12 protein-coding genes are annotated in these 12944 nt (G+C 50.4%); 8 read left to right on the forward strand and 4 right to left on the reverse strand.

Annotation, left to right across the window (positions count from 1 at the left end; all coding sequences use genetic code 11):
• Positions 1-470: 470 nt before the first annotated feature.
• A complete protein-coding gene (locus PRZ02_RS05560) occupies positions 471-1451 on the reverse strand; it encodes a PhoU domain-containing protein (RefSeq protein WP_449464834.1) in 981 nt (326 codons plus the stop codon).
• A 50-nt stretch (positions 1452-1501) separates the two neighbouring features.
• Positions 1502-2146, reverse strand: coding sequence for a protein-L-isoaspartate O-methyltransferase family protein (locus tag PRZ02_RS05565; RefSeq protein ID WP_449464835.1), 645 nt, complete (start codon positions 2144-2146; stop codon positions 1502-1504).
• Positions 2147-2837: 691 nt separating this feature from the next.
• Here PRZ02_RS05565 and PRZ02_RS05570 point away from each other — a divergent pair.
• Genes PRZ02_RS05570 through PRZ02_RS05595 form a run of 6 tightly spaced genes read left to right on the forward strand, consistent with a single transcriptional unit; the run spans position 2838 to position 7996 of the window.
• On the forward strand, positions 2838-3137 hold the full coding sequence (locus tag PRZ02_RS05570) for a V-type ATP synthase subunit F (RefSeq protein WP_449464836.1): 300 nt from the start codon (positions 2838-2840) through the stop codon (positions 3135-3137).
• Complete coding sequence (locus PRZ02_RS05575; RefSeq protein ID WP_449464837.1) at positions 3130-3747, forward strand: V-type ATP synthase subunit E; 618 nt, start codon at positions 3130-3132, stop codon at positions 3745-3747. The genes PRZ02_RS05570 and PRZ02_RS05575 overlap by 8 nt, the downstream gene beginning before the upstream one ends.
• Positions 3716-5476 carry a V-type ATP synthase subunit A gene (locus tag PRZ02_RS05580; RefSeq protein WP_449464838.1) on the forward strand — a complete coding sequence of 587 codons (1761 nt, stop codon included), beginning with the start codon at positions 3716-3718 and terminating at the stop codon, positions 5474-5476. Before PRZ02_RS05575 ends, PRZ02_RS05580 begins: the two co-directional genes overlap by 32 nt.
• A gap of 11 nt (positions 5477-5487) precedes the next feature.
• A complete protein-coding gene (locus PRZ02_RS05585; RefSeq protein WP_449464865.1) occupies positions 5488-6873 on the forward strand; it encodes a V-type ATP synthase subunit B in 1386 nt (461 codons plus the stop codon).
• Positions 6874-6885: 12 nt separating this feature from the next.
• The gene (locus PRZ02_RS05590) at positions 6886-7509 is read left to right on the forward strand and encodes a V-type ATP synthase subunit D (protein WP_449464839.1); all 624 of its coding nucleotides are present in this window, start codon (positions 6886-6888) and stop codon (positions 7507-7509) included.
• Between the two features lies 1 nt (position 7510).
• Entirely contained in the window at positions 7511-7996 is a 486-nt protein-coding gene (locus PRZ02_RS05595; protein WP_449464840.1) for a DUF371 domain-containing protein, read from the forward strand.
• Between the two features lie 118 nt (positions 7997-8114).
• Here the strand turns inward: PRZ02_RS05595 and PRZ02_RS05600 are convergent, their stop codons facing one another.
• A complete protein-coding gene (locus PRZ02_RS05600; protein ID WP_449464841.1) occupies positions 8115-9035 on the reverse strand; it encodes an anion permease in 921 nt (306 codons plus the stop codon).
• A 1-nt stretch (position 9036) separates the two neighbouring features.
• The gene (locus tag PRZ02_RS05605) at positions 9037-9723 is read right to left on the reverse strand and encodes a DUF47 domain-containing protein (RefSeq protein WP_449464842.1); all 687 of its coding nucleotides are present in this window, start codon (positions 9721-9723) and stop codon (positions 9037-9039) included.
• 838 nt (positions 9724-10561) lie between these two features.
• On the opposite strand from PRZ02_RS05605, the gene PRZ02_RS05610 reads away from it, so the two are divergent.
• Together PRZ02_RS05610 and PRZ02_RS05615 are read left to right on the forward strand one after the other, a co-directional pair.
• Positions 10562-12538, forward strand: a complete 1977-nt coding sequence (locus tag PRZ02_RS05610) for a V-type ATP synthase subunit I (protein ID WP_449464843.1) — start codon at positions 10562-10564, stop codon at positions 12536-12538.
• A gap of 90 nt (positions 12539-12628) precedes the next feature.
• Positions 12629-12934 (forward strand): DNA-directed RNA polymerase subunit M, encoded by a 306-nt coding sequence (locus PRZ02_RS05615; protein ID WP_449461814.1) that lies wholly within the window; start codon positions 12629-12631, stop codon positions 12932-12934.
• Positions 12935-12944 lie beyond the last annotated feature (10 nt).

Genomic DNA, 12944 nt, shown 5'->3' on the forward strand with positions numbered 1-12944 from the left:
GTTAATGGCGATCGAGGAGCAGAATTCCGTGAGGAAACGCATGAATAGCGCCCTGTGGAACTATGCAAAGTCGCTCGATGCGGTATCTCCGTCTGGATGGCTGTGGCGCTGATATCATGGTAAGGCGCCCTGATGCCATAAGCTTCTGTTAGAGGTGTGTTGGTTAACCGGAAAAACCACCTACAAGTATGGCCAGTTTACGAAAAAATGAGCAAGAAAGCTCCGATCTTCAGGGATGAGATGAATTGCGAAAAACTTTTACGGCGATCATGTGCTCGCTCATAGGGATAACCAACCGATGGTAGGGCGGGGCACGCCCGAACTCATGCCCGTGAATAAACGCTCCGTAACCCGCCTTCCGGATTTGGTCAAAGAAAGGTTTCCAGCGTCGGGAAACTGCGCTCCGGTGGCATGGGGATCGAACGCGGTCGTTGAAGCAGGAACCCCACACCTATCGGGGTGGGAGGATGTCAGGTGTTAGTCGTGGTTGCGTCTATAGTCTTTGGCACGATTAGGTCAACCAGGTCATAGGTGCGCTCAAGCACTTGTTCCATGGCCGCCTGAAAGTTGAGCGCTTTCATAAGGTCGCATCCCTTGCCTGTTGTCTCGAATTTCAATAGATCTACGAGCTTTGATCTCCGCTCGAGTAGAGATGGCACATCCTGAAACGCGTTTGAAAGCAGCGCTTCTATGGCCCTTCCCTGAATGTCCATAATTTCACTCAGAAACGACCTAACGGAGACTTCATCTTTAGGCGCAAGCGCACGCTGATATGCTACTAAGCTCGCCACCTTTACGGCGTAGTCGGCCAGGTTTTCCAGTACTTCCGATGCCTCTCTTATGTCAAGCGCTGACAGCGGACTGATTTCCAACTTCTCGCTGATGTAAGCGTTTCCTATGGCTCCCCGCGTAAGCCTTACCAGCAGGAAATATAGTCTGTCGACCTCATCATCTCTTTCCTTGACGTCTTGAGCCGACTCCGCATCTCCTTTAAGAAAAGCCTCGACCGCTTCGCGCTCCATTCCAGTTGTTACAAAGAGCTCTTTTCTGAGGTATTTATCTATGAAACCGGGTCCGGCTTCCATGAGCGTTCCTATGGTTATCTTATCTTCTTTCTCATCGATTATCTCAAATCCCGCCAGCCTACTTATGGCTTCTTTTATTTCGGACTTTTCCTCCTTAGTTATGGGGGTATCTCCTATGATCTCGACGAGGTCCGCCCCCATAAGGTAGCTCCACGTTATGTGCCTAGATATGTAAGGAGCCATGTGGAGGGTTACCTTGATCTCCTTGTTTCTCGCTTGAGGAGGTCTGATTATTAGTGATCCGTCGGAGCCTTGAGTTATCAAGAGCGCTTCTTGCTTATCTAAAGAGTACTCAGTAGCCCACTCCTTTGGCAGCGATATGAGATATGTTCCTTTTGAGGTCTTTTGGACCTTTCTGTAAGACATATATTTATGCATCTTGAGAAGATAAAGTTATGTGCGCGGGTTTTTAGCGCTTACGGGTAATGCCCTGCTCCGTACGTGCCCTGCATTGGAACAAATATGCATGGAATGAGAGGTTTAGTGATCATGGCTCCTTTCTTCTTCTTCACTAGCAGCAATTCTTGCACATCGGTTCCTACCGGTACAATCATCTTCCCATCCTCTGCCAATTTTTCAAATACAGCGTGAGGTACTTCTGGAGCCGCGGCGGAAATGATTATGGTGTCTGGTTGGGTGTTCAACGGAGGGCCCAGTGAACCGTCGAAGACGATGACGGTAACTCTGTCATCGATGCCTAAGTCGGTAAAGTTCTTGGCTGCATGGGTTGCTATATTCTCGTAAAGTTCAGCTGTAATTATTTTTCCATTGGGTTGTGCAAGAGCGCATACCGAGGCCAAATAGCCGTATCCGCATCCTACTTCAAACACGAGAGAAAAAGGAAGCGCAGCTTCGCACATGATGGCTATTATTGAAGGCGCGGACGTTGTTTGGCCGTTCTCGGTGGGAAATGGCGCGTCTTCGTACGCAACCGTCTCGTAGCCCTTCGCAACGAACCTATGTCTTGGAACCCTTCTCATGGCTTGCTCCACGGCCTGTGACTTAATGAAGCCCTCTTGAACGAGAATATCAACCATGCGGTTTCTTTCCCTTTCGTACACGTTAGATATCATGTGCTTGATTTTTAGTTTGACGATCGCCGATCGGTGTGAAAGCAGATGGTAGAAAGCTTCTAAGGAAAGTTTTTTGTGGGCGGAAAGCCGATATCGCGTGAGTTTAAAGATTTATAAAAAATCCTTGGGATAAGGTTAATATGGTGTTGATGTGGCCACAATCAGTTAGAAGCCCTTTTGAACGCGCTTTTCTTGGCCTGCCTATTATTTTTGCCATAAGCTTTACGGACGATTTATCGATGGGGAGTGAAGAGGGAGCAGGGTCTCGTCTGTTCGTTAGAGTGGGCAGATTACATTTATTGAGATTAGAGGGTTGGAGTCCGTGAAGGGCGGATGAATAGTTCGCTTCTAAGAGAGTCAGTTTAAACATGTTTTAGATTTATGACATGAATAGAACGCATATATTTTACCCGATAGGACTTTGCGTTCGAAACGAGGATGGGAATCATCTCGTCTCTATTGGCATGACGCAGCGTCCACCGGAATTCCTTTTGTGAAAGCAGGCGTGTTGGTTAGCCGGAAAATCGCCTGCAAGTACGGGCAGTTTGCTTTCGGAATGCCTCAATAGCTTTATCAATAGTTTATCGGTGTTTCACTAATGAGCGGTGTACGAGTGACATAACAGTCCGGCTTGCTCTGCATTGCCCTCACGCTTTTTAAGCACCGGCATGGTGCACATATGGTGAGTGTGGCATTCATGGGGTCGTCTGACTTGGCCGATGGCTTCGCAGCGGCGGGTGCCCAGATTTTAAGCGCACCTGACAGGGATCACGCGATTTCAAATCTGCAGGTTGCACTTTGGTCTGGCAAATACGCTTTTGTTATAATATCGGAGCCGTGGGCATCATCGCTTAGCAAGGAGTTGAGGGACGTTATGGCCAGTAGCCCCACTCCGGTTGTTGTGCTAAGCGGTACTGGTGTAGATTTATCGAGCTTTATGGGAGCCCTAACGCGTGTGGTGGGGACCAAGGTTGCCTGAGATAGAAGGAGATCTCAGTTCGCTTTACAATAAGATAGTATCTGATGCCATATCTCAATATGATAGTGCTCTGGACTCAGCTTTGGCAGATGCCAAGAGCGTGTTAGAGCGGGTTTATAAACAGCTCGCCAGTAACTTATCTGAAAAAAAGAGGGAGATTGGACTTAAGGCCGACGCCGAGGAGAGGAAGGCCTTATCCCTTGCGTCCATGGAAGTCAAAAACGAGCTTATACAGGCGAGAGAAGATGCAAGAAGCAGGCTCAGGTCCGCTTTAGTTGAGAAAATAAAGGTCTTCGTGTCGTCTCAAGATTATCGCGGGTTTCTCTCTAGGTGCTTAGCCGACGGTATAAGCGCCATAGGTTCTAAGGAAGTGATCATTTACTGTAGATCATCGGACGTGGATTACCTCGAGAGGGCCGCGAAAAAGTTGGGAGCTGAGGCCGATTTCCACGAGAAGGACATCATAGGTGGGGTTCAACTTGCTTCGAAGGACGGTCTTTTAAGCGTTGATTATTCGCTGGAATCCATGATAGATGAAATATTCCGGAGTAGGCTTGATCTCGTAGATGGGTTGCTGTTTGGTGATTCAGATGCGCATATACAGGGTTAGCGGGGCTGTCGTGGAAGCTGAAGAATCTACCGGGGTAAAGATGCATGAGCTGGTACTAGTAGGTGGGCAGGGCCTAGTAGGAGAGGTCATAAGGATCGATGGGGATCGCGCTTTTGTACAGGTTTACGAGGACACATATGGGCTTAAGCCAGGAGAACCCATAACATGCACTGGAAACCCCCTTTCCGTTGAGCTTGGACCAGGGCTCATAGGAACGATTTACGATGGGATTCAGCGCCCTTTGTCTTCCCTCAAGGAAAAAGAAGGGGCTTTCATTAAGAGGGGCGTCAGCGCACCGCCGCTTGACAGAACAAAGAGATGGCACTTCTTGCCAATTGCCTTGGCGGGGCAAAAGGTCGCTGGCGGCCAGGTCCTTGGTTACGTCCAGGAGACGGAGATCATTAAGCATGCAGTGCTGGTTCCGCCTGACGTAAGCGGAGAGCTGCAGTGGGTAGCCGATGAGGGTGATTATTCCCTTGAGGATCCAATCGCTAGGCTTCCCTCACAGGAGCTTCACTTATATCACAGGTGGCCGGTGAGAACACCAAGACCTTACATGGAGAGGCTTCCTGCAGATGAACCCCTTGTGACAGGACAGAGGATAATAGACGCCCTTTTCCCGGTCGCCAAGGGCGGCTCCGCCATAATTCCCGGTGGCTTCGGAACGGGTAAGACCGTGGTTCAGCATCAACTTGCGAAGTGGGCTGATGCGGACGTAGTTGTGTATGTGGGATGCGGAGAAAGGGGAAACGAGATGACCGAGGTACTAAGGGACTTTCCCAAGCTGATGGATCCCCGCACGGGTAAACCATTGATGATGAGGACTGTTCTTATAGCAAACACGAGTAACATGCCCGTAGCAGCGAGGGAGGCCAGCATATACACGGGTATAACCATAGCCGAGTACTTCCGCGACATGGGATATAACGTGGCGCTTATGGCTGACTCCACATCCCGCTGGGCCGAAGCCCTAAGGGAGATATCTGGTAGGCTGGAGGAAATGCCGGGAGAGGAGGGATATCCGCCCTATCTGGCAAGTCGCCTTGCGGAGTTTTACGAAAGGGCGGGAAGGGTGAAAACCCTACAGGGGAAAGAGGGATCTGTGACGGTCGTCGGGGCCGTATCCCCCATGGGGGGTGATTTCTCGGAGCCCGTAACGCAGAACAGTCTTAGGTTCGTTCAGGTTTTCTGGGGCTTGGATAAGGATCTGGCGGACAGAAGGCACTTTCCCTCTATAAACTGGATCACCAGCTATTCTCAGTACTCTTCAACGGTTAGCCCTTGGTGGATAAAGCACACGGGCGAAGATTGGCCTGACCTCGTGGCCGAGGCATTCCGCATTCTCCAGACGGAAAACGACCTAGAAAGCTTGGTAAGGCTTGTGGGCATCGAGGCTTTGCCAGAATCCCAAAAGTTAACGCTTCTTGTCGCTAGGGTACTTAGGGAGGGCTTTCTACAGCAGAACGCCTTCAACGATGTCGACACGTATTCTTCGCCAAGAAAGCAGTACCTTTTGCTCAAGGCAATGATAGGCTTCTATCGGTCATCGGAAAAGATAATAGAGAAAAAGATACCTGAGGCGGAAATAGAGGCCCTTCCCATAGTCCAAGAGCTGATTAGGGCTCGCTTTACGGTGTCCGAAGAGTCTAAGCTCGAGGACCTTGCGAAGAGGGCTGAGGATGCCCCCAAGTCCTTGGCTGGTGAAATTGATCGAGGTGATAGAAAGTGAACGAAATCCAGATGGGTCTTAAGAGAAGGATCAGCTACGCGACGGTCACTCAGATAAACGGTCCACTCGTGTTTATCAAGGGCGTTAAGGACGTAGGATATGACGAACTTGTGGAGATAAGCTCCGCGAGAGGTCGCAGCTTGGGCAGGGTGCTTGAGGTATCGAGGGATGTCGCGGTTGTGGAGGTGTTTGAAGGGACAACTGGTCTTTCACTGGGCGGGACGTCCGCCACGTTCCTGGGGAGAGGACTCGAGGTTGGCGTTTCCCAGGAAGTGCTTGGCAGGGTCTTTGACGGAATTGGCGAACCTGCTGATGGCAAGCCTTACCCTTATGCTCGCGAGAAGGCAGATATAAATGGTTCGCCCATAAACCCTACGGCAAGGGAGTATCCAAGCGAGTTCATAGAAACCGGAGTTTCTGGCATCGATGGCATGGATAGCTTGGTCAGAGGGCAGAAGCTTCCCATATTCAGCGGGGCAGGCCTGCCTCATAATGCGCTTGCCGCTCAGATAACTAGGCAAGCGAAGCTGCTTAACTCTTCGGAGGGGTTCGCCATAGTTTTCGTGGCTATTGGTATAACGCATGATGAGGCCATGTATTTCCGCAAGAGCTTTGAGGACTCTGGCGCGCTGGCCAACGTGGCTATGGTGCTCAACTTGGCGGATTCGCCAGCGGTGGAAAGGATAACAGCGCCAAGGGTGGGGCTGACCATGGCGGAGTACTTGGCCTTCGAAGAGCAGATGCACGTGCTCGTGATAATGACAGACATGACCAATTACTGCAACGCCCTCAGGGAGATAAGCTCGTCCAGGGGCGAGATACCTGCCAGGAAGGGATATCCCGGCTACATGTATACTGATCTGGCATCCATATACGAAAGGGCGGGAAAGATCATAGGAAGGAAGGGTAGTATAACTTTGCTACCTATCCTCACCATGCCCAATGACGACATATCTCATCCCATACCAGACCTAACGGGATACATAACCGAAGGGCAAATTGTTCTAGACAGGGGACTTTACAGGAGGGGAATATATCCTCCCATAGACATATCGCTGAGTCTTTCAAGGTTGATGAAGGACGGCGTCGGAAAAGGCTACACCAGAGAGGATCACATGGACCTATCAAACCAGCTTTACGCATCCTATGCCAGGATGAAGGAGGTGAGGTCGCTTGAGACAGTGGTAGGAGAGGAAGGGTTGAGTGAGAAGGACCGCATGTATCTCAAGTTCGGAGACTTCTTTGAGCAGAGGTTCTTGAAGCAGGCAGATGACGAGGACCGGAACATTGAGGAGACCTTGAGTCTGGGTTGGGATTCCCTAGCGCTTCTTCCTGAGGATGAGCTCACCAGGGTAAGCCCAGACGAGATATCGAAGTACATGAAGAAGGGGATTTAAAAAATGGAACGCATGAACGTACCCCCGACGCGCTTCAACCTTCTCAGGCTGAAGCGGGAGCAGGCAACGCTTAAGGTAGGCCATGATTTGCTGGAGGAAAAGAGGGAGGCGCTTCTCGAAGAACTCAAAAGAGAGGTTATGGCATTGCATCAGCAAGCGGATGCGGCCTCCGAGTCGTTGAGGCCAGCGCTCTTGGCCTTGGCCAGAGCAGAGGGCGTGGCTCACGTGCAGCTCCGGGCCGTGCAAAGGGCGGAGGTTTCCGTATATCAACAGGCCAAAAGCGTTATGGGGGTGCGCGTTGTTGTCTATAATGTAGACAGGAAGCCAACCGGGAAACTTGTGATTCCGCCGGGCTTTGAAAGTCCGAGCGTCGAGCAAGCGTCGTTTCTATTCTTCGAATTGATCGTGCAGCTCTCGAAGCTTGCCGAGCTTCAGGCATCTATCATGTCTTTCGCTAAGGAGATGAAAAGGATGCAACGCAGGGTCAATGCGCTGGAAAACATCTTCCTTCCCCAATACGAGGAGACGATACGTTTCATATCTGATTCCCTCGAAGAACGCGATAGGGAAGAGCTTATTTCGCTTAAGGCCGTAAAGGAAAGAAAGCAAGCTGAACGACGACACAGAGGCTGGTAAGATGGAGGCTGCTGTTGCGTCCTTCGGCTTCAAGGCGAAAGGACATCCCATGGTAAAAGCAACGCACAGATCAACACTTGAGATCACGACGGAAGATAGCTTAACCGAGAGGGGAGACTGCATAATTGCCGTTTACAGTTCAATGGCTCCATCTCGGATCCCGGACGAGATTAAACGGATGATAAGAAGGAATGCCCGGATAGAGGTGGTGTTTTCCTGCGACGGAATAGTAGACGTCGTAAATGGATGGGGGCACGAGTCATTGCCACTTTCAAGTGATAGGTGCTTTATACTGAGGAAGAGCGCGTACATCAGCCCCGAGACTTTGGCCATAAGGTGTGATAAAGCGGCAAAGGACCTTGATAGGAGGTTAATTGAAAGGCTAAAAGAGGGAAAGGAGCTAGAGATAAAGGTCGAGATAATGCTTGGTGGGCGAGGTCTGCTTAACCAAGGTTGTGCTAGAAAAGGCCACGCGATTACATATTAGGTTTAGAAACACTCGCTTGGTGAGCGCTGGCCTCCATCCCTTAAACGCTCGCCATTTTAGCTTCAGCAAATAAGCGTGAATTGGAAGAAGACGGCTTGTTCATGGGCAAAAGCGCGAGTCAAGGTAAGGTTTTTGGGAGCAGGAAATAAAAACCGGAAGCCAGAACAAACCCGAGCACGGGGGCTATCGCCCATACCGCGGCGATCTTCGCCATCCTGCTTTTGTTCGCTATGGTCGCCCGCCTAGTGAAGGCAGGGCCAAATATGGCAGTAACTCCGATTTGCGACACGGAAACCGGTATGGAAAGCTGCGTCATGACCTCCACCATAAGGGCACTTGCAAAGCTTGCGCCAGAGGATGCTATCGGGCTTATCCCTACTATGTTCTCGGAAACGGTCTTTGTAACGGTCTTTCCGGCTAAGTAAGAGCCCAAAAAGGCTGCGGCCGCAAGAGCTGGCCCACTTTCGGAGGAAGGTGCCGAACTCATTCCCTCAAGGAGCCCGACGGTGTTGGCACCTAGAACGTACGACACATAGAAGGACGAGACCGTGACGAGGATGGCGTTGATTCTTGCCCTGCGGAATATGCCCTTTGGAAGCACGGCCCTTAGGGCCACATAAATGATGGCTGATAGAGGTATTGATAAAAGGGGGGCATAAACCCATGAGGCCGAGACTAACGCCGTGAATCTAAGGTTCAAGGTGCCGGTGAGGATCCCTATGCCTATGGCTCCTCCAACAAGCGCTTGAGAAAAAGAAAGCGGAAGCGCAAGAAAAGTAACGATGATCAGCACGATGAGTGAAGCTAAAAGTAGTGAAGCCGTGACAGGGCTTTGATTTGCCTTGATTAGGTATCCGACGACGCTTGGCCTCATCTTCCATCCCTCGAGTATGATTCCGATTGCCATACCAATCCCGGCAAGGAGAAGGGCCTTATCTTCCCTCATCACGCCAGAGCCCACAATGGCTCCGACGCTTGCGGCTGCGTTGTTTGCTCCAATAGCGAAGGCGGCGACCAGTGCCAGCACAAGCAAGAGCATCTTACACACCTGATTTTGCCGCTATGATTATGGCTATGTCCGATGCTTCCTCAATTGCATCTAAAACGTTATCTAACCAGAGCACGAAGTCCTTGAGTTCAAGCAGCGTAAGCACGTCCATTGAGTTTCTCCTTTGGAAGATTTTCTTGATTAACCGGGCCTTTATCTCGTCCCCTTCCTCTTCCTTTCTCTCCACGTCCATGGCGAGCTTCACAGATTCTCTTGGGTTAGAGAACAGCTGGCTTATGCATAGCTCGAGCGTTAACATGGCGTCTTCGGCTTTCTTGATAAGCGACATGGGGTTGTCTGCTGAAAACACGGCCTGATAATCCTCGAGTTTGATCGGATACTGCGCTACGATGCGACACGCGTCCTTAGAGTAATCAGCTATGTTATTTATGGTCTCCATTAAGTTAAGGATGTCTTCTCTTATGCCCGCAAAGAAGGCGCCTTCAGATATCATCACCATTCCCTCTCTATGAATGAGATCAACTTTTTCCTCACTACTCGAGACCCTCTCGCTCTCGGCCTCCACCAGTGTCCAATCGCCCTTACCCGCTGCCTTAATGACCCCCTCAGTTAGCCCTATGGTTTCCTCTACCATCTTTGCTTCTTTCAGCATGGTCTCGATGGCCAAAGTCTCCTTTCTTCCGAAAAAACTAAGTCTCCCGAACGATCTTGGCCACATTTCTGGGTAGGGTAAAGCAGCCTTCTACTGATTTAACTCTAGCGCCGAAAAAGCTTGATTTAAGGCGAGCGCGTTTCGGTAAGAGTTGTTGATTCAGAAAATAAAGGTGCACAGGTCGGTCGAAGGAGAGAACAAGACGGCCACAATAATAAGGGGACGTTGGCCAGTGGTCCGTTGTCCTAACGGCAAAAGAGCCCGAAGGACAAGCAAAATCGTAACCCGATTGAGCGGTTGGCGTCGACCTAGGCGTGACGAACCTAATAGAGCCGAGCGATGGCACCGCGATAGAGGCGCCTAACTTCATGAAGAAGGCCGAGCAAAAGATCAAAAACCTCAAAGGGAGCTACCGCGCAAGAGGAAAGGTTTCAAGAGAAGTAAGCGAAGGGAGAAGAAAGGAGTTTTACCAATTATTAACGTGAGCAAGAAAGTTCATATCCTTCAGGAGTGGGAAGATGCCAGTAGCTAAGACTTGGAGAAAGACAGAGAGGCTTGGCGGCCGCGTAATGGCCGTCAACCCAACGGTTACGTCGCAGAAATGCCCAAGGTGCGCGCTGCATAGCACGACCTGAAGCTTTCCGACCCCGTGTACCACTGCGACGTCTGCGGGCTAACGATGGATGGGGACGTCGACGCGGTAAAGAACATAACTGCATCGGGCCTGGAACGGAGCCTCCACGGAGACCGAATCCCTACTTATCCATAGGATGATAAGCAAGTTCGGTCAATGAAGTGAGAAGTCCACCTCATTCAGACGTGGATAGTTTACCTGCTCAAGTTACTGGTATTTCGGTTAATGAAGATCGAAACGGCCACGTTGAATGTTGCAATGCTTAATAGCGTGAGCAAGGTTTACCACATGCTCTTTCCCCAGACCATGGAGAAGGTAGAGATCATCACTCCTCGCGATGAAGCCGACGATCTCGTTGACGCACTGGCGCAGCGGGGTTTGGTTCACTTCTCCTTATCTGTTGTGCCGCAGGCGTACGAGGAATTAAGACAGAGGGCTCAGCAGATTGTTCAGATGGCTTCCGAGCTGGGGCAGTCAGGCGGAGAAAAAAAAGAAGTTGAAATTTCGTCGTGGGATGTTGTTTTAGACAATTATTCTCAGGTACTGTTGAGCTACTTGAGTATGAAGAAGAAGATAGAAGACGAACTCAACGAAGTCAGAGCTCAAAGGCAAAAGCTTGATGAGGCTTTGCGCAATTTAGAGGCGTTTCCACCCGAATACGATGACTCCGCGTTTTCAGCGCTGGGCAACTATGGACATGCCGTTTTCTTCTCTCAAGGGCAGTTACGCGTGAGTTATCCGCATGCCGAAGTGGATTCACAAAAGGGAAAGGTATACGTGATCCTATACGAGCCGTCAATTGGGGTTGGCGTGCGGGATGAGCTCAAGAAGATGGGTGCTGTTGAACTGGTCTACCCCGATTGGCTTGATCCGTTGGCCGAAAGGGCGAAGAAAAAGGCTCAGGAGGCGCTTCTTGAGTTATCAAAGCGCGAAACCGAGCTCATGGACCAACGCAGGAAGTTGATCGAAGAGGCATCACCAATCGCCACAGAAGCTGGAGAAATATCTCGCATGTTACTGAGCTCACTTGAGGTAAAACCGGGCTTAGATTTCACGAAAAGCACCCGCCTAATAACTGGGTTTGTACAGGAGAGCGAGGTAAAGGACCTTGTCGATATAACCAAGCGCTTTCCGGGTGTTCTCGTCTATCACAGGAGGGCTTTACCCTCGGACAACCCCCCGACCCTACAGAGACTTCCAGGGCTGGTTTCTCATTTTAGAGTTATAGTGGGAAGTCTGGGGCTACCAGCTTACGGGGAGGTAGATCCTACACTGATAACCGCCATCACGTTTCCCCTTCTCTTCGCGGTGATGTTTCCTGATGCTGGACAGGCCCTTCTGCTAGCTATAATGGGGCTTGTTATGGCGAAGAAGTTCCAAGGAAGCCTCAAGGACCTTGGCTACGTCATGGTTTTTTCCGGCGCGGCCGCCGTGATCTCAGGACTTGCCTTCGGGGAGGTTTTTGGCCTTGAGATTCATCCACTCGTCTTTCACATATTTGAGTGGCGGGGTACGTTCTCCTTTGCCGGCACTCCTTTCTCCGTTTGGAGCCCTTCTGCATCTATATCTTCAAGTACCACTCAAACCATTGTCACGCTTATGCTCTTTTCCATAGGTGTCGGAGTAGCCCAGATGAGCCTTGGATTTCTGCTTTCAATGATCAACCAGCTGAAGAAGGGATTTACCCTAAAGGCCTTGGGTAGTTCGCTCCCCAAGCTTGTGTTGCTGCCCTCCGCGTTCGCCCTAATAGTAGATAGAATTTCACTTACGGGCATTGGGCTAGCTTTGTGGCTTGTACTTGTAATAGTGCCTTTCGCAGCTCTCTACGTTTTTCCTTTTTTGGCCAAGTCGCTTACTCGTGAAGGCTCCCTTGCCGACGAGGAAATGGATGCCATCGAGACCACGATTTCCTTTATATCCAATAGCTTCTCCTACCTTAGGTTGCTGGCCATGGCCGTTGCGCACCTGGCGCTCATGTTGGTAGTTTTTGTGGTGGCGTGGCTGGCTTACGGTTACTTCGGCTCGTCCACGCTGGGATGGGTTATGTTCTGGACCATAGTGGCCCTCGGAAACTTGGTAGTCATGGCCTTTGAGGCACTTTTGGTCTTTATACAGAGCATGAGGCTTCACTTTTACGAGTGGATGATGAAGTTTTTTGCTGGGTCTGGATACCAGTTTTCCCCGCTGTCCTATGAAGGTAGAAGCGTTAGGCTAGTAAAGAAGTCGTCTCATGCTAAAGTTAAATGAAAGGTTTTTATATAAGTTAGCCGTCTACTCTACGATGATAACTGTGTTTAACGCACTAGCGGTGAATACATACCTCGGAGGTGACGCCGCGTGAAGTTTTGTCCTAAGGATGGGAGTGTCTTAGTTCCCGTAAGGGAAAAGGGAAAGATCTACCTGGTATGCAAGAAGTGCGGATACAAGGAACCAGCAAAGGAAGAAGTTTACGTTGAAAAGACCAAGATAGACAGCAAAAAGAAGATAAAGCTGCTGACCGAGGATCTGCCCAAGGAGACTGAAGAGGAAAGGGAGTACATGCTCGAATCATTCAGTTCTGGAGAGCTAGACCAAGAAGAAGAGGAGGAGGAAGAGGAAGAAGAAGAAGAGGGCGAGGGATGGGGAGAGGGCGAAGAATACTGAGCTTAGGGGA

Source organism: Tardisphaera saccharovorans (assembly GCF_046635845.1).
Lineage (GTDB): Archaea > Thermoproteota > Thermoprotei_A > Marsarchaeales > UBA168 > UBA168.